The 23,788-nt window shown below is 53.8% G+C and carries 24 protein-coding genes; 6 read left to right on the top strand and 18 right to left on the bottom strand.

What is annotated here, in order from left to right:
* The first annotated feature begins 222 nt into the window (after positions 1-222).
* From yhiY to ACJHX4_RS17460, 4 genes are all read left to right on the top strand, one after another.
* Positions 223-336 carry a protein YhiY gene (yhiY, locus tag ACJHX4_RS17475; RefSeq protein ID WP_001304942.1) on the top strand — a complete coding sequence of 38 codons (114 nt, stop codon included), beginning with the start codon at positions 223-225 and terminating at the stop codon, positions 334-336.
* 62 nt (positions 337-398) lie between these two features.
* Positions 399-1,466, top strand: coding sequence for an HlyD family secretion protein (locus tag ACJHX4_RS17470; protein WP_000361455.1), 1,068 nt, complete (start codon positions 399-401; stop codon positions 1,464-1,466).
* Entirely contained in the window at positions 1,463-4,198 is a 2,736-nt protein-coding gene (gene rbbA, locus ACJHX4_RS17465) for a ribosome-associated ATPase/putative transporter RbbA (protein WP_000972087.1), read from the top strand. Before ACJHX4_RS17470 ends, rbbA begins: the two co-directional genes overlap by 4 nt.
* Positions 4,198-5,322, top strand: coding sequence for an ABC transporter permease (locus tag ACJHX4_RS17460; RefSeq protein WP_001296492.1), 1,125 nt, complete (start codon positions 4,198-4,200; stop codon positions 5,320-5,322). Before rbbA ends, ACJHX4_RS17460 begins: the two co-directional genes overlap by 1 nt.
* Positions 5,323-5,430: 108 nt before the next feature.
* Here the strand turns inward: ACJHX4_RS17460 and ACJHX4_RS17455 are convergent, their stop codons facing one another.
* The 15 genes from ACJHX4_RS17455 to ACJHX4_RS17385 form a co-directional block, all read right to left on the bottom strand.
* Positions 5,431-6,282 carry a class II aldolase gene (locus ACJHX4_RS17455; RefSeq protein WP_001131793.1) on the bottom strand — a complete coding sequence of 284 codons (852 nt, stop codon included), beginning with the start codon at positions 6,280-6,282 and terminating at the stop codon, positions 5,431-5,433.
* Positions 6,283-6,313: 31 nt separating this feature from the next.
* Complete coding sequence (locus ACJHX4_RS17450) at positions 6,314-6,583, bottom strand: HPr family phosphocarrier protein (RefSeq protein ID WP_000956440.1); 270 nt, start codon at positions 6,581-6,583, stop codon at positions 6,314-6,316.
* Positions 6,573-8,081, bottom strand: coding sequence for an FGGY-family carbohydrate kinase (locus ACJHX4_RS17445; RefSeq protein ID WP_001312162.1), 1,509 nt, complete (start codon positions 8,079-8,081; stop codon positions 6,573-6,575). The genes ACJHX4_RS17450 and ACJHX4_RS17445 overlap by 11 nt, the downstream gene beginning before the upstream one ends.
* Positions 8,074-9,432 (bottom strand): PTS galactitol transporter subunit IIC, encoded by a 1,359-nt coding sequence (locus ACJHX4_RS17440; RefSeq protein WP_001525857.1) that lies wholly within the window; start codon positions 9,430-9,432, stop codon positions 8,074-8,076. The genes ACJHX4_RS17445 and ACJHX4_RS17440 overlap by 8 nt, the downstream gene beginning before the upstream one ends.
* 76 nt (positions 9,433-9,508) lie before the next feature.
* On the bottom strand, positions 9,509-9,790 hold the full coding sequence (locus ACJHX4_RS17435) for a PTS sugar transporter subunit IIB (protein ID WP_000084021.1): 282 nt from the start codon (positions 9,788-9,790) through the stop codon (positions 9,509-9,511).
* Positions 9,787-10,260, bottom strand: a complete 474-nt coding sequence (locus ACJHX4_RS17430; protein ID WP_001161648.1) for a PTS sugar transporter subunit IIA — start codon at positions 10,258-10,260, stop codon at positions 9,787-9,789. The genes ACJHX4_RS17435 and ACJHX4_RS17430 overlap by 4 nt, the downstream gene beginning before the upstream one ends.
* Before the next feature lie 24 nt (positions 10,261-10,284).
* Positions 10,285-11,031 (bottom strand): GntR family transcriptional regulator, encoded by a 747-nt coding sequence (locus ACJHX4_RS17425; RefSeq protein WP_001296489.1) that lies wholly within the window; start codon positions 11,029-11,031, stop codon positions 10,285-10,287.
* A gap of 198 nt (positions 11,032-11,229) precedes the next feature.
* Complete coding sequence (gene nikR, locus ACJHX4_RS17420; RefSeq protein ID WP_001190062.1) at positions 11,230-11,631, bottom strand: nickel-responsive transcriptional regulator NikR; 402 nt, start codon at positions 11,629-11,631, stop codon at positions 11,230-11,232.
* Between the two features lie 5 nt (positions 11,632-11,636).
* A complete protein-coding gene (gene nikE, locus ACJHX4_RS17415; RefSeq protein WP_000173684.1) occupies positions 11,637-12,443 on the bottom strand; it encodes a nickel import ATP-binding protein NikE in 807 nt (268 codons plus the stop codon).
* Positions 12,440-13,204: a nickel import ATP-binding protein NikD gene (nikD, locus tag ACJHX4_RS17410; RefSeq protein ID WP_001136232.1), complete on the bottom strand. Its 765-nt coding sequence runs from the start codon at positions 13,202-13,204 to the stop codon at positions 12,440-12,442. Before nikD ends, nikE begins: the two co-directional genes overlap by 4 nt.
* On the bottom strand, positions 13,204-14,037 hold the full coding sequence (gene nikC, locus ACJHX4_RS17405; RefSeq protein ID WP_001008954.1) for a nickel ABC transporter permease subunit NikC: 834 nt from the start codon (positions 14,035-14,037) through the stop codon (positions 13,204-13,206). The genes nikD and nikC overlap by 1 nt, the downstream gene beginning before the upstream one ends.
* Entirely contained in the window at positions 14,034-14,978 is a 945-nt protein-coding gene (gene nikB / locus ACJHX4_RS17400) for a nickel ABC transporter permease subunit NikB (RefSeq protein WP_000947068.1), read from the bottom strand. The genes nikC and nikB overlap by 4 nt, the downstream gene beginning before the upstream one ends.
* Complete coding sequence (gene nikA / locus ACJHX4_RS17395; protein WP_000493122.1) at positions 14,978-16,552, bottom strand: nickel ABC transporter substrate-binding protein; 1,575 nt, start codon at positions 16,550-16,552, stop codon at positions 14,978-14,980. The genes nikB and nikA overlap by 1 nt, the downstream gene beginning before the upstream one ends.
* Positions 16,553-16,662: 110 nt before the next feature.
* Positions 16,663-17,250: a 4'-phosphopantetheinyl transferase AcpT gene (gene acpT / locus ACJHX4_RS17390; protein WP_000285760.1), complete on the bottom strand. Its 588-nt coding sequence runs from the start codon at positions 17,248-17,250 to the stop codon at positions 16,663-16,665.
* 54 nt (positions 17,251-17,304) lie between these two features.
* Entirely contained in the window at positions 17,305-18,354 is a 1,050-nt protein-coding gene (locus tag ACJHX4_RS17385; protein WP_001296488.1) for an AI-2E family transporter, read from the bottom strand.
* 98 nt (positions 18,355-18,452) lie between these two features.
* On the opposite strand from ACJHX4_RS17385, the gene ACJHX4_RS17380 reads away from it, so the two are divergent.
* Positions 18,453-19,703, top strand: coding sequence for an MFS transporter (locus ACJHX4_RS17380; RefSeq protein ID WP_001314207.1), 1,251 nt, complete (start codon positions 18,453-18,455; stop codon positions 19,701-19,703).
* 3 nt (positions 19,704-19,706) lie between these two features.
* Here ACJHX4_RS17380 and dcrB read toward each other — a convergent pair whose 3' ends face one another.
* On the bottom strand, positions 19,707-20,264 hold the full coding sequence (gene dcrB, locus ACJHX4_RS17375) for a phage sensitivity protein DcrB (RefSeq protein ID WP_001245296.1): 558 nt from the start codon (positions 20,262-20,264) through the stop codon (positions 19,707-19,709).
* Positions 20,265-20,336: 72 nt separating this feature from the next.
* Positions 20,337-21,002: a 7-cyano-7-deazaguanine/7-aminomethyl-7-deazaguanine transporter gene (locus tag ACJHX4_RS17370; RefSeq protein ID WP_001100463.1), complete on the bottom strand. Its 666-nt coding sequence runs from the start codon at positions 21,000-21,002 to the stop codon at positions 20,337-20,339.
* Between the two features lie 209 nt (positions 21,003-21,211).
* Here ACJHX4_RS17370 and tusA point away from each other — a divergent pair, with 209 nt between their 5' ends.
* Positions 21,212-21,457, top strand: coding sequence for a sulfurtransferase TusA (gene tusA, locus ACJHX4_RS17365; protein ID WP_000130621.1), 246 nt, complete (start codon positions 21,212-21,214; stop codon positions 21,455-21,457).
* Between the two features lie 101 nt (positions 21,458-21,558).
* On the opposite strand, the gene zntA is transcribed toward tusA, so the two are convergent.
* Entirely contained in the window at positions 21,559-23,757 is a 2,199-nt protein-coding gene (gene zntA, locus ACJHX4_RS17360; protein ID WP_000106599.1) for a Zn(II)/Cd(II)/Pb(II) translocating P-type ATPase ZntA, read from the bottom strand.
* Positions 23,758-23,788: the final 31 nt, after the last annotated feature.

The raw sequence follows: 23,788 nt of genomic DNA, 5'->3' as shown, positions 1-23,788 counted from the left end.
TAACGCTATGTGATAGTCATCAGGTTTCCCTGTTACGGAAACCTGTGCAACAGAATCTGTGAACCTGTACAGAATATTTTTGGAAAAAACACCAGCGAACGGAAGAACATCGCGATGTATCACAAGTTGATGGCAATCAAATAGACAACATGAATATAACTGTTAGTATTTAATTGATTTCACTTATGAGTATGCGTGTTTCATTTACGGCCAGGAATGCTGATGATGACAACATTACTACCCGTTTTCACTAAGCCTTCCCCATTGGCGCTCAATGCTCTGTGCGCTGGTCGTATTTGCCATTTCCTTCTTATCCCGGATGGAAGAATCCGCTGAACGTCGTTCGGTGGCAGTTGTAACACGTGTCGATTGCTTACAGGGATTATGGCGGGTCGATTATGGATAAGAGTAAGCGCCATCTGGCGTGGTGGGGTGTCGGGGCACTGGCGGTGGCTGCCGTCGTGGCGTGGTGGCTGTTGCGCCCGGCGGGTGTGCCGGAAGGCTTTGCTGTCAGCAATGGGCGCATTGAAGCGACGGAAGTGGATATCGCCAGCAAAATTGCCGGGCGTATCGACACCATTCTGGTGAAAGAAGGCCAGTTTGTTCGAGAAGGTGAAGTGCTGGCGAAGATGGATACTCGCGTGTTGCAGGAACAGCGACTGGAAGCCATCGCGCAAATCAAAGAAGCACAAAGTGCCGTTGCCGCCGCGCAGGCTTTGCTGGAGCAACGCCAAAGCGAAACTCGTGCCGCACAGTCGCTGGTTAATCAACGCCAGGCAGAACTGGACTCCGTAGCAAAACGTCATACGCGTTCCCGCTCACTGGCACAACGGGGGGCAATTTCTGCGCAACAGTTGGATGACGACCGCGCCGCCGCTGAGAGCGCCCGAGCTGCGCTGGAATCGGCAAAAGCTCAGGTTTCTGCTTCTAAAGCCGCTATAGAGGCGGCGCGCACCAATATCATTCAGGCGCAAACTCGCGTCGAAGCGGCACAAGCCACTGAACGGCGCATTGCCGCAGATATCGATGACAGCGAACTGAAAGCCCCGCGTGACGGACGCGTGCAGTATCGGGTTGCCGAGCCAGGCGAAGTGCTGGCAGCAGGCGGTCGGGTGCTGAATATGGTCGATCTCAGCGACGTCTATATGACCTTCTTTCTGCCAACCGAACAGGCGGGCACGCTGAAACTGGGCGGTGAAGCACGTTTGATTCTTGATGCTGCACCAGATCTGCGTATTCCCGCGACCATCAGTTTTGTCGCCAGCGTCGCCCAGTTCACGCCAAAAACTGTCGAAACCAGCGATGAGCGGCTGAAATTGATGTTCCGTGTCAAAGCGCGTATCCCACCGGAATTACTCCAGCAGCATCTGGAATATGTCAAAACCGGATTGCCGGGCGTAGCGTGGGTGCGGGTGAATGAAGAACTTCCGTGGCCTGACGACCTGGTGGTGAGGTTGCCGCAATGATGCATCTGGAACTGGTTCCCGTCCCGCCTGTCGCGCAACTGGCGGGCGTGAGCCAGCATTATGGAAAAACCGTTGCGCTGAACAATATCACACTCGATATTCCGGCCCGTTGCATGGTCGGGCTGATTGGACCGGATGGTGTCGGTAAATCGAGCTTGTTGTCGTTGATTTCCGGTGCTCGCGTCATTGAGCAGGGCGGCGTGATGGTGCTGGGCGGCGATATGCGCGACCCGAAGCATCGCCGCGACGTCTGCCCGCGCATCGCCTGGATGCCGCAGGGGCTGGGCAAAAATCTCTACCACACCTTGTCGGTGTATGAAAACGTCGATTTTTTCGCCCGCCTGTTCGGTCACGACAAAGCGGAGCGGGAAGTGCGAATTAATGAGCTGCTGACCAGCACCGGATTAGCACCGTTTCGCGATCGTCCGGCAGGGAAACTCTCCGGCGGGATGAAGCAAAAACTTGGGCTGTGCTGTGCGTTAATCCACGACCCGGAATTGTTGATTCTTGATGAGCCAACAACGGGGGTTGACCCGCTCTCTCGCGCCCAGTTCTGGGATCTGATCGACAGTATTCGCCAGCGGCAGAGCAATATGAGCGTGCTGGTTGCCACCGCCTACATGGAAGAGGCCGAACGCTTCGACTGGCTGGTAGCGATGAATGCCGGAGAAGTGCTGGCAACCGGTAGCGCCGAAGAGTTGCGGCAGCAAACGCAAAGCGCCACGCTGGAAGAAGCATTTATAAATCTGTTACCGCAAGCACAACGCCAGGCGCATCAGGCGGTAGTGATCCCACCGTATCAACCTGAAAACGCAGAGATTGCCATCGAAGCGCGCGATCTGACCATGCGTTTTGGTTCCTTCGTTGCCGTTGATCACGTCAATTTCCGCATTCCACGCGGGGAGATTTTTGGTTTTCTTGGTTCGAATGGCTGCGGTAAATCCACCACCATGAAAATGCTTACCGGATTGCTGCCCGCCAGCGAAGGTGAGGCGTGGCTGTTCGGGCAGCCGGTTGATCCAAAAGATATCGATACCCGCCGTCGTGTGGGCTATATGTCGCAGGCGTTTTCGCTCTATAACGAACTCACCGTGCGGCAAAACCTGGAGTTACATGCTCGTCTGTTTCATATCCCGGAAGCGGAAATTCCCGCGCGAGTGGCTGAAATGAGCGAGCGTTTTAAGCTCAACGACGTCGAAGATGTATTGCCGGAGTCATTGCCGCTCGGCATTCGCCAGCGGCTATCGCTGGCGGTGGCGGTGATTCATCGCCCGGAGATGCTAATCCTCGATGAGCCGACTTCTGGCGTCGATCCGGTGGCGAGGGATATGTTCTGGCAGTTGATGGTGGATCTCTCGCGCCAGGACAAAGTGACTATCTTCATCTCCACCCACTTTATGAACGAAGCGGAACGTTGTGACCGTATCTCACTGATGCACGCCGGAAAAGTGCTCGCCAGCGGTACACCGCAGGAGTTGGTTGAGAAACGCGGAGCCGCCAGTCTCGAAGAGGCATTTATCGCTTATTTGCAGGAAGCGGCAGGGCAGAGCAACGAAGCCGAAGCGCCGCCTGTGGTACATGACACTACCCACGCGCCACGTCAGGGATTCAGCCTGCGCCGTCTGTTTAGCTACAGCCGCCGCGAAGCGCTGGAACTGCGACGCGATCCGGTACGTTCGACGCTGGCGCTGATGGGAACGGTGATCCTGATGCTGATAATGGGTTACGGCATCAGTATGGATGTGGAAAACCTGCGCTTTGCGGTGCTTGACCGCGATCAAACCGTCAGTAGCCAGGCGTGGACGCTCAATCTCTCCGGTTCCCGTTACTTTATCGAACAGCCACCGCTCACCAGTTATGACGAGCTTGATCGTCGGATGCGTGCGGGCGATATCACGGTGGCAATTGAGATCCCTCCCAATTTCGGGCGCGATATCGCGCGTGGTACGCCCGTGGAACTCGGTGTCTGGATCGACGGTGCGATGCCGAGCCGCGCCGAAACGGTAAAAGGCTACGTGCAGGCCATGCACCAGAGCTGGCTACAGGATGTGGCGAGCCGACAGTCCACACCCGCCAGCCAAAGCGGGCTGATGAATATTGAGACGCGCTATCGCTATAACCCGGACGTAAAAAGCCTGCCGGCGATTGTTCCGGCGGTGATCCCGCTTCTGCTGATGATGATCCCGTCAATGCTAAGCGCCCTTAGCGTGGTGCGGGAAAAAGAGCTAGGGTCGATTATCAACCTTTACGTGACCCCCACCACCCGTAGCGAATTTTTACTTGGCAAACAGCTGCCATACATCGCGCTGGGGATGCTGAACTTTTTCCTGCTCTGCGCCCTGTCGGTGTTTGTGTTTGGCGTACCGCATAAAGGCAGTTTCCTGACGCTCACCCTGGCGGCGCTGCTGTATATCATCATCGCCACCGGAATGGGGCTGCTGATCTCCACCTTTATGAAAAGCCAGATTGCCGCCATTTTCGGTACGGCAATTATCACGTTGATCCCGGCGACACAGTTTTCCGGGATGATCGATCCGGTAGCTTCGCTGGAAGGTCCAGGACGTTGGATCGGCGAGGTTTACCCGACCAGTCATTTTCTGACTATCGCCCGCGGAACGTTCTCGAAAGCGCTGGATCTGACTGATTTGTGGCAACTTTTTATCCCGTTGCTGATAGCCATACCGCTGGTGATGGGCTTAAGCATCCTGCTGCTGAAAAAACAGGAGGGATGATGCGCCATTTACGTAATATTTTTAATCTGGGTATCAAAGAGTTGCGCAGTCTGCTCGGTGATAAAGCGATGCTGACGCTGATTGTCTTCTCGTTTACGGTGTCGGTGTATTCGTCAGCGACCGTTACGCCAGGATCGTTGAACCTCGCGCCGATCGCCATTGCCGATATGGATCAATCGCAGTTATCGAACCGGATCGTTAACAGCTTCTATCGCCCGTGGTTTTTGCCACCGGAGATGATCACCGCCGATGAGATGGATGCCGGGCTGGACGCCGGACGTTATACCTTCGCGATAAATATTCCGCCTAATTTTCAGCGTGATGTCCTCGCCGGACGCCAGCCGGATATTCAGGTGAACGTTGATGCCACGCGCATGAGCCAGGCATTTACCGGCAATGGGTATATCCAGAATATTATCAACGGTGAAGTGAACAGCTTTGTCGCGCGCTACCGTGATAACAGCGAACCGTTGGTATCGCTGGAAACACGGATGCGCTTTAACCCGAACCTTGATCCCGCGTGGTTTGGCGGGGTGATGGCGATCATCAACAACATTACCATGCTGGCGATTGTATTGACCGGATCGGCGCTGATCCGCGAGCGTGAACACGGCACGGTGGAACACTTACTGGTGATGCCGATAACGCCGTTTGAGATCATGATGGCAAAGGTCTGGTCGATGGGGCTGGTGGTGCTGGTGGTGTCGGGATTATCGCTGGTGCTGATGGTGAAAGGCGTGCTGGGCGTACCGATAGAAGGCTCGATCCCGCTGTTTATGCTGGGCGTGGCGCTCAGTCTGTTTGCCACCACGTCAATCGGCATTTTTATGGGGACGATAGCGCGTTCAATGCCGCAACTGGGGCTGCTGGTGATTCTGGTGCTGCTGCCGCTGCAAATGCTTTCCGGTGGTTCCACGCCGCGCGAAAGTATGCCGCAGATGGTGCAGGACATTATGCTGACCATGCCGACGACACACTTTGTCAGCCTCGCGCAGGCCATCCTCTATCGTGGTGCCGGATTCGAAATCGTCTGGCCGCAGTTCCTGACGCTGATAGCGATTGGCGGCGCGTTTTTTACCATTGCGCTGCTGCGATTCAGGAAGACGATTGGGACAATGGCGTAAATACAGTGCCCGATACGCAAGCTTATCGGGCCTACGCGATGGTGCAATTTATTGAATTCTAGTGGTTTTGTAGGCCGGATAAGGCGTCACGCCGCATCCGGCGAGGATTTATTTTACCGACCGATGCCCCTCATTCATCATCAGGATTTTGCTATACACATCTTCCTCGACGGCGTTTTTTGCTGATGCCATCACTCGTGCCAGATTCGCCTCGTTGTGATTATTCACATACGCTTTGCCGACTGCGGTGATAAACGCTTTGCGCAGATCGCTGGCGATATTCACTTTAGCGACGCGATAATTAACGAAACTGCGTAATATCTCCGGGGCGATACCGGAGCCGCCGTGGATAACCAGCGGCACCGGGCTGACTTCGGCAATGCGCTTCAGCAGGGGGATATCGATCCGCGGTATATCGTCCAGGCCATGAACGTTACCAATAGAAACTGCCAGCATGTCGCAACCGGTGCGTTCGACAAAGGTCTTCACCTTTTCCGGTTCCGTTTTGCAATCGGCCTCGCTGACGTGATCATCTTCTTTGCCGAGAATCGCCCCCAGCTCCGCTTCAACCGGCACGCCATAAGATTTACAGAAATCGACAGCTTCCTGGGTGAAAGCGATATTCTCTTCAAAAGAGAATGCGGCACCGTCAATCATGACCGAGGTAAAGCCCGCGCGCACCGCCTGTTTAACATCCTCCTGGGTTTTCCCGTGATCCAGATGAAGACTGACCGGAACATCCATTTTATCGGCGTGACGTTTCACGATTTCATATATGTAATCGTATCCCGACAGTTGTGCATTGGTGGGCGCAATCTGAATGAAGTTGGGTAATCCCGAACGCTCAATAGCGTTTAAAATTGAAATTGTCGTCTCCAGATTGGTGGTATTAAACGCGCCCGCTAATACCCGTTTTTCCTGAATGCGGTCGAGCAGTATCCGTCCATTCACTAATGGCATATTGAAAACCTCATTTTTTAATATCAGTTAATTATTCAGCTTCACCGAAGCGGTCGCGAAATAAGGCGGTGAGAGTCTGTATGGCCTCGTTTTCATCATCACCGTCGCAGCGTATTTCCACCGTTTTTCCGCCTTTTATTCCGGCGCGCATAATATTCATCATACTGGTGGCATTAATATCATTACCCTCATAGTGCAGCGTCACTTTACAGCTACATTTTTTGGCGGCTTTCGCCAGACAGGCCGCCGGACGTGCATGCAGGCCAGTACTGTTTCTGACCTCCACGGTTTTAGTCAACATAGTGCTCCTCCCGATGATGTAATGGCATCACGCCTTCTTGCTGTAATTTCAACTGATACCAGCTTTTCCATTTGTGCTGATAACGCTGTAATTGATGATATCTTGCCCGATTCGGTAACAAACGTTGGGCTATGGTAACTTGCGGCGGCGGAATATCCGGTGCCGCGGTTAATAAGGCTCCGACAGAAACCGCCTCGCTAAATGCAATTGCTTCAACCGGACGCTGTAAAATATCTGCCTTTAATTGCAGCCAAAGGGGGTTATGGGTCGCCGGACCGATCACTTTTAACACGCTGGTGCCAGGCACATTAAAACAGGCAAAGCAGTTGGCAAATTCCATGGTTAATCCCAGTGAGACGCTGGAAATTAACATGTCGATATTTAACGTATCGCCAAGCCCATAAAATAATCCGCGGGTGTGGCGATTTTTATAGGGTGAACCCGAACCGCGAAGATGCGGAATAAAGACGGGAATGTCATCAAGCGACCAGTTCCCCGCCAGGTAATCCGCATACCCACGATTGAGCGACGCGGCGATCTCCTCATCAGTTAGCCGGAACGTGTTGCGCAGCCACTCCAGCGCGAAACCGCCCACGGGCAGAGAAGCAAACAGGGTGAACTGGTTGGCAAGCGAGTAACAGCCGTTTGCCAGCTTGTCACGTTTGGCCTGTTCATCCAGCGTCGGTTGTGTATCCAGTTGCAGAATGCCTTCCGTGGTGCCCGTCGAGTTAAGGATATCGCCCGGCATCATCTGCAACGCCCGCGCACCCACCATATGGTCATGTCCGGCCAGCGTCACGCTGACCGGTTGCGAGAACCCAAGCGTTTTGCAGAGCGACTCGCTGACCCATCCGGCGTGTTCGCCTGGCTGCACCAATGGCGCAAATGCTGAACAGGGAACGTGTAACAACGCCGCCGCTTTCGCTGACCATTCGCCTTTGCGCACGTCCAGACACAGTGTACGGCTGGCTAAGGTGATATCCGTTCGCTGTTCGCCAGTCAGCCGCCAGAGCAGCACTTCCGGTGCATGTAGCCAGCGCAGGCCGCGACGATTGCGCAGCGGATAATGCTCCAGCAACCAACGCATTTTGAAGGCAGAGTAATTGCTGTGCAGTGGTAATCCGCAAATGTCATAAAGTGCCGCACTGTCTGCCTCGCTAAGCGTTGCCAGATACTCTTCACCGCGACGGTCATACCATGCCAGCATTGGCGTCAGGATCTCGCCATGTTCGTCAAGAAACACCCCTGACTCGCCAAAACTGGCAATGCTGATCCGCCTGACAGGCAGCGGTGAAGCGGCGTTCAGTTGCGCTATCGCCTGGCGGACCTCCTGCCAGAGGGCGTCGATATCGAAATCGACATCGCCCTGTGGGGAGATCTGTTTTGCCGTCACGAATTTATGCGCGCCCAACGTCGTTGCGTCCAGGCAGGAAAAGCAGGTGACTTTGCAATTGGTGGTGCCAATATCGATAACGATAGCGGCGCTGTTATCAGGCATAAACCGTGCTCCGCGTCATTCGGAAAATGCCATACAGCACCAGGGCAATAACCGGCACCAGAGCAATGGCGATGAGATTGCCGTTGAAGATTTCCAGCAGCCAGAAGCGGAACGGGTTACCGCCATCAAGGAAACTGGAAACCTGGCCGCTGGAGCCTTCGGCAAATTTGAAGTTAACGTCTTTCGCCATTCCGGTAATAAACGGCGCGATTTTGGTAGCAATCCACAGGTCGGCAATAATCACCGGGATCGCCGCCAGAACGGTGCGGAAAATGTTGCCACGGCTGGCTAAAGCAATCATCGACGCCATTACCGCCAGGTTGGCAAGGTCGCCAAGCGGCAGGACTTCATTACCTGGGAGGACAAACGCGATAAAGACCGAGATTGGCGTTAGCAGCAGGGCGGTGGAGATAATCGCCGGATTACCTACGGCAACGGCGATATCCAGGCCGATATAGAGATCGTCACGGTCAGGGTATTTGGCATTGAGATACTTTTTAATGGCTTCAGACAGCGGTAATAAACCTTCCATCAGAATGCGAACCATGCGTGGCAGGATGAACATCACACCGCCAATGCTGATGCCAAGCAGCAATACTTTTTTGAAATCGTATCCGGCAATTACGCCGAGAAAAATGCCCAGAATAGTGCCAACCATCATCGGTTCGCCGAAAATGCCAAACTTTTTCTGTACGGTTTCCGGATCGATATGAATACGATTGAGGCCGGGGATATGGTCGATGATTTTGTCGACCAACAGACCGACCGGAAAGAACACCACCGAAGAGAGCGTCGGCAAAGAGATCCCTTCCAGGCCAAAGTATTTTTGTACCAGTGGCGCAGACCAGTCGGCGAGTTTAAGTACTACCACCGCAGCAATCGCCGCCGCCAGCAAACCAAAGAACAGGCTGCCGGAGCTGTAATAAACCAGCGTACCGGCAAGGGCAAAATGCCAGTAGTTCCACATATCTACGTCAACGGTGCGGGTTTTATTTAACGCCAGCATCGCCACGTTAATCAGAATAGTCAGGGGAATAACAAACGGGGCAATTGGCGAACCCCATGTAATAGCGGAAAGCGGCGGCCAGCCTAAATCCACCACCGGTAAATTAATTCCGGTGCGTTCAACCATCGCCTGGGCCGCTGGCCCGACATTGCTGGTAAGAATATCGAAAATGGCATAAATACCGACAAAACCAATGCCGACCGTTAATGACGAACGTAAGGCTTTAGCGGGTTTTACTTTGAAAAAGAGAGCAAGAATAAATAACACCAACGGCAACATTACCGTGGGACCAAATCCCAATATATATTGCACAATATTATAGAGGGTATGCGCGATATCGTTCATAATAAACCTCTTTTTCAGGCGAGAGCGCACCTCGCGTTAGCGCCTGATGTAGTGTGTTGAAATTAATTATTATTAATTACTTTTTTAGGATAGAAACAATTTGCGCCAATACTTTCTCTTCGCCAATACCAGTAATAATTGGCAAGCCGTTAACCACCGGCACGTCGAGTTCATAAGGCACTTTAGTCGTTGAAACAACCAGTGCTACGCCGTCGGTATTTCCAGGTAAAGAGGCAACGTTGGTTTGAGAATAATTAACGTTAAGACCGTGCTCTTTACAATATTCCATGACTTTTTCTGTTACTGCCGTGGATGTGGCAATACCCGTGGCGCAGACAAATAAAATGGTTTGACTCATATTTCACCTCGTTCTTTCATTTTGTTTAAGATTGCTGTGTGTATTTCTGTTGTTTCCATCGTAAGCAGGGCGCACATAAAGGGCGTATCCTGAATCATCTCCATAATCCACCCCAGGGCATTTAATTGTTTGTTACTTTCGCCTAAGGCGAGCAAAAAAATCACCCTGACAGGTACGGGATCAGGGTCGCCGCCCATATCGGCAAACACTACCGGTTCCGGCAGGATGCCGACGGCAATTGCATTGTGCCTGACATGTTTATGGTCCGTGTGCGGAATGGCGACACACGGTGGTTCGGTAGGCAGTCCCGTTGGGTACGTCGCCTCACGTTCCAGTACATGATCGGCAAAATCAGGGACCACCAGTTCGGCGGTAACCAACGGTTGCGCTAACTGACGGATGATCTGTTCAACGCTTAACCCTGCCGGAAGTCGTTGAATAAAATTTTCCTGAAACTGTATGCCTTGCATTTTATTCCTCTTAAAAAAGTGTACTTAACTCACTTCCCGCCGTTGCAGCACGGTGCCAAGATAGTATTTATTTCCTTTTAACCAGACGTTGCCAAACTCAACGGGTAATCCGCGGGAGAAAAAGACTAACTGCTCCAGATGCAAAACGGGTGCATCTTCACTGATATCTAAAAAATGACCGCGTTCATTACCAATTAATCGCGCGGCATAGCGACTTTCCGAGTAACGAATTTTTCTTTGCGACAAACTTTCTATTGTTGGAAATAAATTGTGTTGATTAAAATCGATTTCCACGATGCCGGGGCATAGCTCAATATTGATACGGTTCTCTATCAGCATCGCTTTTTCATCACCAATTGAACGTAAACGCTCAAGGTAAAGAATATCCTGACCGGGCGTTATTCTTAATTTCTCTGCCACATAACGATTAGCCGGTTCAATCCGTGACGTAATAACTTCAGTGGTAAAATGTATTTTCTGGCTTTCCAGCGATTCCGCGAATGACAATAATCCTTCACCTAACGGATATGCCACGTTCTCTTTTTTGACAAATGTTCCCTTCCCCTGAACCTGAATCAACACGCCTTCTTTTACCAGTTGGGCGACCGCTTTTTTAACGGTTCCCCGACTCACTTCCAGCATATCCATAATCTGGTATTCCGAAGGAATGCGATCGTCTTCCACCAGATCCCCGGTATAAATACTTTCTCTTATCCACTCCACCACTTGTTGATAGAGCGGTATTTGTGACGACTTACTCAATGATTTCATGGCGCGCACCTGAACATTTACAGTTGTCTATGGACAATCATGGACAACTTCAAGCGTATAGTAGGTGAACAGGCGAAAAAGAGGATCGAAGCGTCTCACATTTTAGGGGACCAAATCGTGATCAAAAAAATGTGACGTGAGTCGATATTTGGCAGGAGTCTACTGCGCCGTCAGGAAATAACGGCGCGTTGGGAGGTGTTAATCTTCCTTCGGCAGGCACTGCAAATGCCCGTGCCGCACGCCGCGCTGGGCGATGACGTCGTCGGCAAAATGTTGTACGTCACCCATGTCACCTTTCAACACGGCGATTTCCAGACAGTCGTCGTGATTAATGTGCACATGCAGAGTAGCAACCGAGAGATCGTGGTGATGATGCTGGGTGGAGACAATACGGCTGGCTAAGTCACGTTTTTCGTGTTCATACACATACGACAGCACCGCGAAACCTTGTGTGCCGTGTTGTTGAGTGGCTTCCTGCGCCAGAGCGCTACGCAGAATATCGCGGATCGCCTCGGAACGGTTGTTATAACCACGACGCTGGCTCAGGCTGTCCAGCGTCTCCAGTAAATCGTCATCAAGCGTGATGGTGACTCGTTGCATTTGCGTTAAACCTTTTCTGTGGTGCGACGGCGCACGGGGAATGCGGGTAATACCGCGTTTTGTAGCACACGTCCGGCGTCAGAGGAAAAGGTTAATTTATCTCCCACCACCTGGGTTTCGACGATTTGTCCGTTGTCCATCACCATCACCCGCTGACAGAAGCGTTCCACCAGGCGTAAGTCGTGGGTGATGAACAGGCAGGCGGTGCCAAACTGTTGTTGCAGCTTTTTCAGCAGGCGAATGACGCCCGCCTGTAACACGAGATCAAGGTTCGAAACGGCTTCATCCAGAATCAGCAGTTTCGGTTCGACCGCCAGCGCGCGTGCCAGACAGACACGCTGGAGCTGGCCGCCGCTTAACTGCGGTGGGCGTTTGTCGAGCACGCTGTCGTCGAGATCGACCGCCTTCAGCATTTCGCTGGTGCGCGCCAGTTGTTCGGCTTTTTTCAGCGATAGCAGGTGGCGCATCGGTTCACGCAGGATCTCGCGCACGGTTTTGCGCGGATTCACGGCGCTGATGGAGTCCTGAAACACCATTTGAATATCACGGCGGAACGCTTTACGTTGCGCGCGATTGAGCTTCGCCAACGGTTCGCCGCGCCAGCTAATATTTCCCTGTGAGGGCGACTCTAACCCTACCAGCAGCCGCGCGAGGGTACTTTTTCCGCAGCCGCTGCGTCCCAGCAGGGCGACGGTTTCACCGCTTTTCAGGGCCAGGGAAACGTTATTCAGCACCGCCTGGTGCTGATGTTTTCCGCTAAATCCACCGTGCGCATAGTGATGGGAAAGGTCGGAGACGTTAAGTAAAGTCATGATGCCAGCTCCATACCGTAGAGGGCGAGATGCGCGGAAACCAGGCTGCGCGTTACCGCATGTTTGGGGGCGTTAAACAGCGTTTCTACATCGCCCTGTTCGACAATTTTACCGTGAGACATTACCGCCACATCGTCTGCCAGACGCGCTACTACGCCCATATCATGGGTAACCAGCAGCATTCCCGGTGCTTGTTTTTGCATAATGCTTTCCAGTAGATCGAGGATGCGTGCTTGTGCTACCACGTCGAGATCGGTGGTTGGTTCATCGGCGATGATAAACGGTGATTCGCACAGCACCGCCATCGCAATCATCATGCGCTGCAACATGCCGCCGCTCATCTCGAACGGGTAGAGCTTCAGCACGCGCGCGGCGTTTTCCAGCCCCACCGCTTCTATGGCAGCGGTAAGCGTAGCGTCATCGGCGGGTTTCCCCAGCGCCAGGCAGGTTTCACGCGCGTGGGTGTGCATGGTGTGCAGCGGATTAAAGGCACTGCGCGGGTTCTGCATGATGGTGGCAATTTTGATGCCGCGCAGGGCGCAGGGAGAAACCGGTTTTCCATCGGCCAAAATTTCCCCCGCCGTCTGGCGAACGCCTGCGGGCAGAATGCCCAGCGTCGCGGCGCAGGTCAGCGACTTCCCGCTGCCACTACCGCCGACTAACGCCAGCACACGCCCACGTTGCAGGGTTAACGATACGCCGTGCACCAGCGGCTGCGCGGCCTGTAGCGCGATATTACGGAGTTCAATCTGTTGTGGCATTAGTGTGCGTGCTCCGTCACCAGATGAGGGTCCAGATGATCGCGCAGTGCGTCACCCACCAGGTTAAAGGCCATCACGCTGATAAACAGCGCCAGCCCCGGCCAGAACATTTGCAGCGGCTGGGTCCAGATATACTGACGCGCGTCGTTAATCATCACGCCCCATTCGGCGGTCGGCGCGGTCACGCCGAGACCGAGGAAGGACATCCCCGCGACGTGTAGCATCATATGACCGATATCCAGCGTCGCCAGCACCAGCAGCGAGGGGATCACCGCACCTGCCAGATGATCAATAAACACCCGCACATGGCCCGCGCCAGAAAGCCGTGATGCCAGCACAAACTCGCGCTGGCGCAGTGAAATCACCAGACTGCGCACCATGCGCGCGTACCATGCCCAGTGCGAAAGGGCGATAGCGATAATTACGTTGGTCAACCCGGTGCCAAGCACGCCGACCATAAAGAACGACAGAATCGAGGTTGGGAAGGTCATAAACATATCCGCGACGCGCATGGTGGCCTGATCAACGCGCCCGCCAATCAGCCCGGCGCTGCCGCCAATAATCAGCCCTAATGTCAGCACCAACAGCAGGCAGGCCATTACCGAGCCGAGCGACACGCGGGTCGCTGCCATCAGCCGCGAGAAAATATCGCGCCCTAAATGATCGGTGCCCAGCCAGTGCTGCGCATCCGGCGAGAGCAGGCGCGACGGCAAATCAATAGCCTGAGGGTCATACGGCAGCCACCACTGGCTGGTGAGCGCAATCAGCGCCAGCAGGGCGATAATGATCAGCGCCAGGCGAACCGACCAGCGGGAGGAGAGGAAAAAGTTCACGCGTGCGCTCCTTCATGACGACGAATACGCGGGTCCAGCGCGGCGTTGAGCAAATCGACAATCAAATTACAGACCACAAAAACCACCACCATCATCAGCGTAAAGCACTGGATCACCGGATAGTCACGGTTAAAAATCGCCGACACCGCATAGCGCCCGACGCCCGGCCAGGCAAAGATGTTTTCGATAATCATCGTCCCGCCAATCAGTTCGCCAATGTGCATCCCCACGGCAGTGATCATCGGCAGCGAGGCATTGCGCAGAATATGGCGGCGTTCGGTCTGTTTGTCATTCAGGCCGCGCAGCCGCGCCCAGGTCACATGACGCTGACCGGCGACGTCCAGCATACTGGCGCGCAGCAAACGCGCGTTAATCGCCAGCGACATAAAGGCGATGGATACCGCAGGCAAAATGATGTGCTGCCAGCCGCCGTAACCCATCGCGGGTAGCCATTGCAGATACACCGAAAACGCCATCACCAGTAAAAACGCCAGCCAGAAGTTAGGCATCGACACGCCGAGAAACGCGATGAAACGGACGGCGAAATCGGGCAAGCGATCGCGGTGGCGCGCCGCCCAGATACCGAGCGGCACGGAGGTGAGCAGAATTAATACCAGCGCCGCACCCGCCAGTTCCAGCGTGGCGGGCAGGAAGTTCAGCATATCGTCCAGCACCGGGCGTTGGCTGGCGAATGAGATACCAAAGTCAAGATGCAGCGCCTTCCATAGCCAGGTGCCATACTGGACGTACAGCGGCTGATCCAGCCCCAGCATAGTGCGGGTAGAGGCCAGCATCTCCGGCGTCGGCGGCAGGTTAGATAAACGCAAATAATCAAGCGCCGGGTCGCCGGTGCCGAGGCGCAGCATCAAAAAAATGATCACCGAGGCGGCGAGCACCATCGGGATCAGCAGCAGAAAGCGGCGTAATACATAACGCAACATTAAGGTTTCACCGGTTTAATCTGTTCGAACGGGATTTCGGTGGCGATCGGCGCGTAGGGGATGTTACCCAGTTCCGGTTTTGAAACCACCATCATTGAGATGTAACTGATAGGCAGATAAACCGCCTCGTCATGCAGACGGGTCAGAATGTCGCGATACAGCGCCTGACGTTGCGTTTCGTCATGGGTCGCCAGCACTTCGCCGATCTCTTTATCAATCAGCGGCTTGTCGGCTAAACCTTGCTGTGCCTGGAAGTCAGCGTGCGACGGTACGCGCATTGAACTCAGGAAGGCGTGTGGATCGTATGGCGCGCCCCAGGTGCGGTGGAAAATCATGCCAAAACGACCGTCGCGCTGACGAGCATAGATACTGCTCTCTTCTTCGCCAATCAGCGAGACATCTGCGCCAATCTGGCGCATATCAGCCTGAATGATTTCCGCCATCGATTTGCTTAACGCATCGGTGCCGATGAACGACAGTTCAATGCGCAGCGGCTGACCATTTTTCTCGCGGATGTCTTTGCCAGCAGGCAGCGTCCAACCGGCTTTTTCCAGCAACGCTTTCGCTTTCTGCGGATCGTACTGGCGCGGTTTCAGGCCGAGGTTGGCGTAGGGCACAGAAGGGGCAAACAGGGTGTCGGCGACCTGCTGGGTACCATACAACGCGTTATCAATCAGCGATTTTTTGTTCACCGCGTAATTAAGAGCTTCACGTACTGCCAGCTCGTTGGTGGGGGCTTTGGCGGTATTGAGCGCCAGCATCACGGTTTCGATCGGCTGTGACAGTTGAGTGTGGTAAGCCGGGTTCTGGCTAAAGCGGGCGAAGGTATCGAGCGGTAATAACCCTTCGTTTCCGTACAGCAGGTCGATATCGCCAGTTTCAAACGCCACCGCGCGGGTAGTCGGGTCCGGGATCACGTTAAAGGTGATCTTTTTAATCGCCGGTTTTTCGCCCCAGTAGTTTTCGTTACGGACGAAGACATCGTACTGATTCAGTTTCGATTCCTGCAAAACCCACGGTCCGGTGCCAATCGGCGCTTTTATCCCGTTCATGGTTTCGTGATTTTTAAATTGTGACGGGGCAATAAAGCGGAAAGGACGCGGCAGGGCCAGTTCTTGCAGGAAAGGATAGTAGGCGCTTTTCAGGGTGATTTGCAGCTCGTTTTTGCTGAGTGCTTTGACATCAACAATCTGGTTTGCCAGCTCCAGCCAGGCGTGACGTTGACGGTTATCGAGCACTGCACGGAAGTTTTCTGCCGCCGCCTCTGCATCAAACGGTTCGCCGTTGGAGAATTTCACGTCATCACGCAAGGTGAAGGTCCAGGTTTTGCCATCTTCCGAATGGGTCCAGCTTTTTGCCAGCCACGGGATCACCGAACCGTCTGCCTGATATTTCACCAGCGGTTCATAAACCATGCTCTGGGCGAACATTTGGTTAGGCGTGTAAAGGTGCGGGTTTAGTGGCCCGACATTCACCGGCCAGGCGGTGGTGATTTCATCTGGTGCAGCGGCATGGACGATAAAAGACGCACAAGCCAGCAGCGCAAATAGAGTGCGGCGGAGTGTAGAGAACATGGTAACCCCAATGGATTAAAATAGATGGCGGAAATAAGTATGACGATTTTAAGTATTCGTCATACTGATTACCTGTTCTGGATCAATAGATGGGCAGTCGGGTGGGCGGATCAGTTAACTGAATCGATCCATTGCACACTGTCGGCGGTGAGCGTAAAGGGGGTAGGGGTGCAGATCGCTAGGCTTAAATTTTCTAGCTGACAATGGCTGACTGACAGCGAGGAGTTATAGGTGCTGTCTACGCTGACGATTTGCCAGGCGCTGCCGCCACGCTGTTTAACGATGGCTTCTTTGCGCGTCCAGATGCGCCAGAACATTTCCAGTTGCTGATCAGGATGCACGGCGTCCATCTCGGCATGTTCCCCGAGGCTGAATACGGCGTTCGCCAGCCAGCGCCAGTTGGCGCGCGGGCGAATCACTTCGATATCGCAGCCGACTTCGCCTTCATCGCTCAACAGCAGGGCGATATCGTCACCGCTATGGCTTAAGTTGAACCATAGCGGCGTTTCCGGCGCGAATGCAGGTTTGCCTTGTTCGCCATAGATGATCTCCGGTAGCGGGGAAAGCGTGTGCGAAAGCAATGCACGCCCCGCCAGCCAGCGTTCGCGTCGTGGACCTTGCGGTGCTTGCTCGCGTAAACCCAGTGGCAGAGGAGCTGCGCTTAAGGTCGAAACTTTCCCCAGAACTATCCGATACATATCAGGGCCAACGTTTAATGGAAAATGAAAGTGCGTATCGTAACACTTGTCGCCTCATCCCGGTAACCGACTTTTCGGTCTGCCTGGCCCCAGTAAAATCGCCAGTTTGCTGCCGCCTTTGGTGGTTTCCATCCAGATTTTACACACGCTGGTTAATGGCACCGAAAGTAGCATCCCTACCGGGCCGAGCAGCCATCCCCAAATTAACAATGAAAGAAATACCACCATGGTGGACATCCCCAGGCGATGGCCCATCATCCGTGGTTCTAAAATATTGCCGATGACCATATGGACCACTAAAAACAATGCGCCGACCAGAATACATTCGTAAATACCATTAAACAGCAGCACCTGAATCATTGGCGGTACGGCGGAAATTACCGCACCGATATTGGGCACGTAGTTGAGCAAAAACGCCAGTACTGCCCACATCAGCGCAAACTGCACCCCCATCAGCTCCAACCCCAGCCAGACGATTACGCCTGTCCATAAACTGAGTAGCGTCTTTAACGCCAGATAATGCGAAACGCCTTTAAGTGCGCGGTGTAGTCCGGCGATGTGAATCTGTGGATTATTCAACGCGAAACGCATTTTGTAAGGGACGTGGCGCACTTCAAACAGCATAAAAACTACGGTCATCACCAGCAAAAGCACGCTCGCCATTGCCCCGGAAAGCCCGGTCATTAGCGCCGTGGTGAAGGTAACCACTTTTTCCGAGTCCATCCGCTGTAGTATTCGCTCCGGCGACATATGCAAATTAAGAAAAGGCAACATCTCCTGCAATTTAAAAAGTTTGCGCGTCAGCTCCTTATTAAACTTCGGCAGCATAGAGATAAATTCGTTAAACGATGCCGCCAGTACGCCGACCAGCGCGGTGAGTGCGATCAGCATCACCACAACCACAATCGTAATGGCAACGGGGCGTTGTACTCCCCGACGAATAAACCAGGTGACGAGCGGGTTGAGAACGATGGCAAAAAACAGCGCCAGTAATAGCTGCACAATGATATCTGCCGCTGCGTGAATGCCCGCGAGGATCACTACCAGCGAGGCCAACTTGAGCAGAATGCGCATGCCCGTTTTATCGGGTTGAGGGGTTTCCATTGGGGCTTCCTTGTGACTTTTTGTATTAAGTGTAGCGGGAGTCACGCCAGCAATATTCTGATTCTTACTGCTGATTTTCACGTCAGCACATGGTAAAAATGAAACACTGTTGTAAAAATGTGGTGATCCTCATGCCCGAACCCGTAGCCGAACCCGCGCTAAACGGATTGCGCCTGAATTTGCGCATTGTCTCCATTGTCATGTTTAACTTCGCCAGCTACCTCACCATCGGGTTGCCGCTCGCTGTATTACCAGGCTATGTCCATGATGTGATGGGCTTTAGTGCCTTCTGGGCAGGGTTGGTTATCAGCCTGCAATATTTCGCCACCTTGCTGAGCCGTCCTCATGCCGGACGTTACGCCGATTTGCTGGGACCCAAAAAGATTGTCGTCTTCGGTTTATGCGGCTGCTTTATGAGCGGTCTGGGATATCTGACGGCAGGATTAACCGCCAGTCTGCCCGTCATCAGCCTGTTATTACTGTGCCTGGGGCGCGTAATCCTTGGGATTGGACAAAGTTTTGCCGGAACGGGATCGACCCTGTGGGGTGTTGGCGTGGTTGGTTCGCTACATATCGGGCGGGTGATTTCGTGGAACGGTATTGTCACTTACGGGGCGATGGCGATGGGTGCGCCGTTAGGTGTCGTGTTTTATCACTGGGGCGGATTGCAGGCGTTAGCGTTAATCATTATGGGCGTGGCACTGGTGGCCATTTTGTTGGCGATCCCGCGTCCGACGGTAAAAGCCAGTAAAGGCAAACCGCTGCCGTTTCGTGCGGTGCTTGGGCGCGTCTGGCTGTACGGTATGGCGCTGGCACTGGCTTCCGCCGGATTTGGCGTTATCGCCACCTTTATCACGTTGTTTTATGACGCTAAAGGTTGGGACGGTGCGGCTTTCGCGCTGACGCTGTTTAGCTGTGCGTTTGTCGGTACGCGTTTGTTATTCCCTAACGGCATTAACCGTATCGGCGGCTTAAACGTGGCGATGATTTGCTTTAGCGTTGAGATAATCGGCCTGCTACTGGTTGGCGTGGCGACTATGCCGTGGATGGCGAAAATCGGCGTCTTACTGGCGGGGGCGGGGTTTTCGCTGGTGTTCCCTGCATTGGGCGTAGTGGCGGTAAAAGCGGTTCCGCAGCAAAATCAGGGGGCGGCGCTGGCAACTTACACCGTATTTATGGATTTATCGCTTGGCGTGACCGGACCACTGGCTGGGCTGGTGATGAGTTGGGCGGGCGTTCCGGTAATTTATCTGGCGGCGGCGGGACTGGTCGCAATCGCGTTATTACTGACGTGGCGATTAAAAAAACGGCCCCCGGTGGAAATACCTGAGGCCGCCTCATCATCTTAAAACTTACTGAATAACCAGCGTATTAATGATGTTTTCTGCGGTGGTCTGTGCTTTTTGCTGATTGTCAGCGGGCAGCGTAATTTGCATGGTTAGCAGTTGATTACCCACGTTACCCAGAATAACGGAAGAGTACGCCGTCTGGCCTTTCGCGGAGATAATGCTGTCTAACTGCTGCATTTTGTGACCTTTCAGCTCAATGGCTTTATTGGTTACCACTTGCAGCTGCGGATCGCGGCTACGTTGCTGATCTTCCAGACGCTTCGCCAGCACCGCCAGATCTTCTTTCGGATCATCGCCCATGATGACGATGACTGCTTTCTGCCCGGTGGCGTCGGACCAGACATGCATGTTATTGGCCTGCGTTCCCAGCTTACCGCTCTGGTCGGTCATATCCGCTGGCAGCGAGAAACTTAACTTGCCATCAAGCAGGTTGACGGGATTCCCGGTCGCGTTACTTTCTGCGACCGAACCCTGCGCCGTAGCGTTAGTGTCTTTATCATCACAGGCCGCAAGCCCCATAACCAGCAGGCCAATTCCGACATATTTAACCAGATTGCGCATTGACTTCTTCCTTTCGATAAACGGCCATAACGGCTCATTCATCCATCTTATCACAACTCTGATAACGAACCTTTAACTCGCCTGCAAAGCGTTGATTTCGGATTTATCTGCCAGTCTTTTCAACAGCATATTGAGTAATACGCCATACATTGGCAGGAAGAAAACGATACTGATTAACACTTTGAAACAGTAATCGACCAGCGCGATTTCCATCCAGTGTTCAGCCATAAAGGCATCCGGGCTACGCCAGAAGGCAATGAAGAAGAAGGCCAGCGTGTCGCTGACGTTACCGAACAGTGTGGACGCTGTCGGTGCCAGCCACCAGTGACGACTCTGACGCAGGCGGTTAAAAACGTGCACGTCGAGGATCTGCCCCAGCGCGTAGGCCATGAAACTGGCGGTGGCGATACGGGCGACAAACAGGTTGAAGTGGGCGAGCGCGCCGAATCCTTGCCATGACCCCATATAAAACAGCGATGAGATGACGTAGGAGATCAGCAATGCGGGGATCATTACCGCAAAGATGATGCGACGAGCCAGCGGCGCGCCAAAAATACGCACGGTCAGGTCAGTAGCGAGAAAGATAAACGGAAAGCTAAACGCGCCCCAGGTGGTATGAAAACCAAAAATGGAGACCGGAAGCTGAACCAGATAGTTACTGGAGGTGATCACCAGAAGATGAAATAACGATAACCAGAACAACGCCTTATAGCGTTGCGTTTGCGAGAAAACGTTCATATTGTACCTTTTTGATTAACCATTGGGGTGAGGGAACCCAATACGTGCGACACGCTATTTTATACGTGCTGACCCTTTTTTCGAGCCGCCGCATGATACTGCTTTACGTTGACAATGCAATGGTTAATTTTCACGCAATCGTTAACCTGGTTTGCTTACGGACTCACAGGGCGTAAACTAGCGCCGTTTTTTTATGTGATGAGAAGAAAATGACCGATCTCTTTTCCAGCCCTGACCACACACTCGACGCACTTGGCCTGCGCTGCCCGGAACCAGTAATGATGGTGCGCAAAACAGTGCGCAATATGCAGCCAGGTGAAACGTTGCTGATTATTGCTGACGATCCGGCGACGACCCGCGATATTCCTGGGTTTTGTACCTTTATGGAACACGAACTGGTTGCTAAAGAGACGGATGGACTGCCTTATCGTTATTTGATTCGTAAAGGCGGTTGATGGGGGAAGATTGGCTTCGATGCCGCCTTTTCCCCTCACCCTAACCCTCTCCCCAGAGGAGCGAGGGGACCGATCGCGCTCAATGTTGCGATCGGTTTGCCTTATTTCCTGCGCAACAGCCTTAACGCATTCGCCGTTACCAGCACCGTCGCACCGGTATCTGCCAGCACTGCCAGCCACAGTCCGGTCATCCCTAACAGCGTCGTGACGAGGAAAACGCCTTTCAGCCCCAGCGCAATAGTGATGTTCTGGCGGATATTGGCGTGAGTGGCGCGTGCCAGTTCAATCATTTGCACCAGACCGCGCAGGTGGTTATGGGTTAATGCTGCATCGGCGGTTTCCAGCGCCACGTCTGTGCCGCTACCCATTGCAATCCCGATGGCGGCAGCTTTCATCGCTGGCGCGTCGTTAATACCATCACCGACCATCGCCAGCGGCGCATGTTGATTCAGCTCGGTCACCGCTTTGACTTTATCTTCCGGCAAGAGGCCCGCTTTAAATTCCAGCCCCAGTTCCCCGGCGATTGCCGCTGCTGCGCGTGGATTATCGCCTGTAAGGATCACCCCTTTGACGCCCAGCGCGTTCAGTTCACTGATAGCAGTTGCAGCATCGGCGCGCAGGGTATCCTGCAACGCAATGACACCCAGCACGTCATCGTTACGTACTACCAGCACTACCGTTTGCCCGGCGCTTTCCAGTTCATTAATCAAACCAGCAAATGCATCAGCAGGATGTTTTCCGGCAGCGCATATCAACACGCGCTCACCGTTAACCTGCGCTTCAATGCCAGACCCGACCAGCGCCCGCTGTGATTGGGCGGTAGGAATGGCGAGTTCAGCAACCTGTGCTTCGCGCACAATGGCCTGTGCCAGTGGATGCGTCGCGCCTTGCTCGACCGCCGCCGCCAGTGTCAGCAGTTCAGATTCACTAATACCCGTTGCCGGATGAATCGCGGTAACGCGCGGTTTACCGACGGTCAGCGTACCGGTTTTATCAAACGCCACCTGGGTAACACGACCCAGCTGCTCCAGCGCCGCGCCGCCTTTAATCAACGCCCCACGACGCGCTGCTGCCGCCAGCCCGGAGGTAATCGCCGCGGGCGTGGAGATAACTAAAGCACACGGGCAACCAATCAGCAGCAGCGTCAGCCCTTTATAAATCCACTCCTGCCAGCTGGCGGCAAACAGCAGCGGCGGCACCAGCGTTACCAGCAGGGCGACCGCCATAATCGCTGGCGTGTAAATACGGCTGAAACGGTCGATAAACCGCTCAATAGGTGCGCGGCGCTCTTCGGCTTCTTCAATCAGTTTCAGAATCCGGTCAATGGCGCTGGCACCCGGTTCTGACAGCACTTCCAGCGTTACCAGACGGTCTACGCTGGTGGCGCCTGCAGGAACTTTATCGCCCGTCGCGCGCTCCACCGGAATGGATTCGCCGGTCAGGGCACTTTCATCAAAACTGGCAAACGGTGAGAGCAGTTTACCGTCGGCAGGCAAACGCCCACCTGCCGCAACTTCAATCACATCGCCAGGCCGCAGGCTGTTTATTGCCACCTCTTCACGCTCACCGTTACTCAGACGCGTGGCGGTTTCTGGCTTCAGCGCCATTAACGCGCTGACCCCTTGACGCGCGCGACTGGCGGCCCAGCCTTCCAGTCGTTCACCAATCAAAAACAGCAGCAACACCATCGCAGCTTCAGCCGTTGCGCCAATAAACAGCGCCCCAGTAGCGGCTACGCTCATTAAGGTTTCAATGGCGAAGTAGCTGCCAGATTTGATCAGCCGTAATGCCTGACGAGCAATTGGGTACAGCCCAACCAGCGTGGTCGCGATAAACGCCAGTTGACCAAACGGATGATTGAACTGCTCCAGCCCCCAACTGATTGCCATCATCACGATAAGCGTAATCAGCGGCAGATTCTCTTTCAGGCGTGATTCTTGTGGTTCGTCGGAGGCCTGTTCATCGCGCAGGGAATAGCCCGCTTTTTGCACCGCAGATTCAACTTGTGCCCGGATGTCATTGTCGGCATCCACCACCAGTTTTTCGGTGGCGAACAACACCTGTACCTGATTCACGCCTGCAAGCTGGCGCACGGCATTTTCCACTTTGCGCGCACAGGCGGCGCAGTCCATACCGCTGACTTTCCAGCTATAGCGGGTGCCGGAGACGTTTTCAGAGAGAGTTGGCGTGCTGGAACATGCGCCGTCGCAGCAACAGTCGTTGGTGTTCTGTACCGTAGTTAGCGGTTTGAACGCAGCAAATTGAGGGGCTTTCTTGCCGTGATTGTCAGGAGTCGACATGGCATCCTCCGGTTAAGTTTTTTCTCATTAA

The organism is Escherichia sp. WS2035 (assembly GCF_046487065.1).
GTDB classification, from domain to species: Bacteria; Pseudomonadota; Gammaproteobacteria; order Enterobacterales; family Enterobacteriaceae; genus Escherichia; species Escherichia coli.
The sequence above is the reverse complement of the archived record's forward strand: the minus strand, read 5'-3'. Positions and strand labels throughout refer to the sequence as shown.

What these genes read in the sequence shown, in the direction of transcription:
- ACJHX4_RS17445 (WP_001312162.1), bottom strand. Translation starts at nt 8,081, where the DNA reads ATGCCTGATAACAGCGCCGCTATCGTTATCGATATTGGCACCACCAAT.
- nikD (WP_001136232.1), bottom strand. Translation starts at nt 13,204, where the DNA reads ATGCCACAACAGATTGAACTCCGTAATATCGCGCTACAGGCCGCGCAG.
- ACJHX4_RS17440 (WP_001525857.1), bottom strand. Translation starts at nt 9,432, where the DNA reads ATGAACGATATCGCGCATACCCTCTATAATATTGTGCAATATATATTG.
- yhiY (WP_001304942.1), top strand. Translation starts at nt 223, where the DNA reads ATGATGACAACATTACTACCCGTTTTCACTAAGCCTTCCCCATTGGCG.
- nikR (WP_001190062.1), bottom strand. Translation starts at nt 11,631, where the DNA reads ATGCAACGAGTCACCATCACGCTTGATGACGATTTACTGGAGACGCTG.
- ACJHX4_RS17455 (WP_001131793.1), bottom strand. Translation starts at nt 6,282, where the DNA reads ATGCCATTAGTGAATGGACGGATACTGCTCGACCGCATTCAGGAAAAA.
- ACJHX4_RS17380 (WP_001314207.1), top strand. Translation starts at nt 18,453, where the DNA reads ATGAAACACTGTTGTAAAAATGTGGTGATCCTCATGCCCGAACCCGTA.
- rbbA (WP_000972087.1), top strand. Translation starts at nt 1,463, where the DNA reads ATGATGCATCTGGAACTGGTTCCCGTCCCGCCTGTCGCGCAACTGGCG.
- ACJHX4_RS17430 (WP_001161648.1), bottom strand. Translation starts at nt 10,260, where the DNA reads ATGCAAGGCATACAGTTTCAGGAAAATTTTATTCAACGACTTCCGGCA.
- ACJHX4_RS17385 (WP_001296488.1), bottom strand. Translation starts at nt 18,354, where the DNA reads ATGGAAACCCCTCAACCCGATAAAACGGGCATGCGCATTCTGCTCAAG.
- ACJHX4_RS17435 (WP_000084021.1), bottom strand. Translation starts at nt 9,790, where the DNA reads ATGAGTCAAACCATTTTATTTGTCTGCGCCACGGGTATTGCCACATCC.
- tusA (WP_000130621.1), top strand. Translation starts at nt 21,212, where the DNA reads ATGACCGATCTCTTTTCCAGCCCTGACCACACACTCGACGCACTTGGC.
- ACJHX4_RS17425 (WP_001296489.1), bottom strand. Translation starts at nt 11,031, where the DNA reads ATGAAATCATTGAGTAAGTCGTCACAAATACCGCTCTATCAACAAGTG.
- nikB (WP_000947068.1), bottom strand. Translation starts at nt 14,978, where the DNA reads ATGTTGCGTTATGTATTACGCCGCTTTCTGCTGCTGATCCCGATGGTG.
- dcrB (WP_001245296.1), bottom strand. Translation starts at nt 20,264, where the DNA reads ATGCGCAATCTGGTTAAATATGTCGGAATTGGCCTGCTGGTTATGGGG.
- zntA (WP_000106599.1), bottom strand. Translation starts at nt 23,757, where the DNA reads ATGTCGACTCCTGACAATCACGGCAAGAAAGCCCCTCAATTTGCTGCG.
- acpT (WP_000285760.1), bottom strand. Translation starts at nt 17,250, where the DNA reads ATGTATCGGATAGTTCTGGGGAAAGTTTCGACCTTAAGCGCAGCTCCT.
- nikA (WP_000493122.1), bottom strand. Translation starts at nt 16,552, where the DNA reads ATGTTCTCTACACTCCGCCGCACTCTATTTGCGCTGCTGGCTTGTGCG.
- ACJHX4_RS17450 (WP_000956440.1), bottom strand. Translation starts at nt 6,583, where the DNA reads ATGTTGACTAAAACCGTGGAGGTCAGAAACAGTACTGGCCTGCATGCA.
- ACJHX4_RS17470 (WP_000361455.1), top strand. Translation starts at nt 399, where the DNA reads ATGGATAAGAGTAAGCGCCATCTGGCGTGGTGGGGTGTCGGGGCACTG.
- ACJHX4_RS17370 (WP_001100463.1), bottom strand. Translation starts at nt 21,002, where the DNA reads ATGAACGTTTTCTCGCAAACGCAACGCTATAAGGCGTTGTTCTGGTTA.
- nikE (WP_000173684.1), bottom strand. Translation starts at nt 12,443, where the DNA reads ATGACTTTACTTAACGTCTCCGACCTTTCCCATCACTATGCGCACGGT.
- ACJHX4_RS17460 (WP_001296492.1), top strand. Translation starts at nt 4,198, where the DNA reads ATGCGCCATTTACGTAATATTTTTAATCTGGGTATCAAAGAGTTGCGC.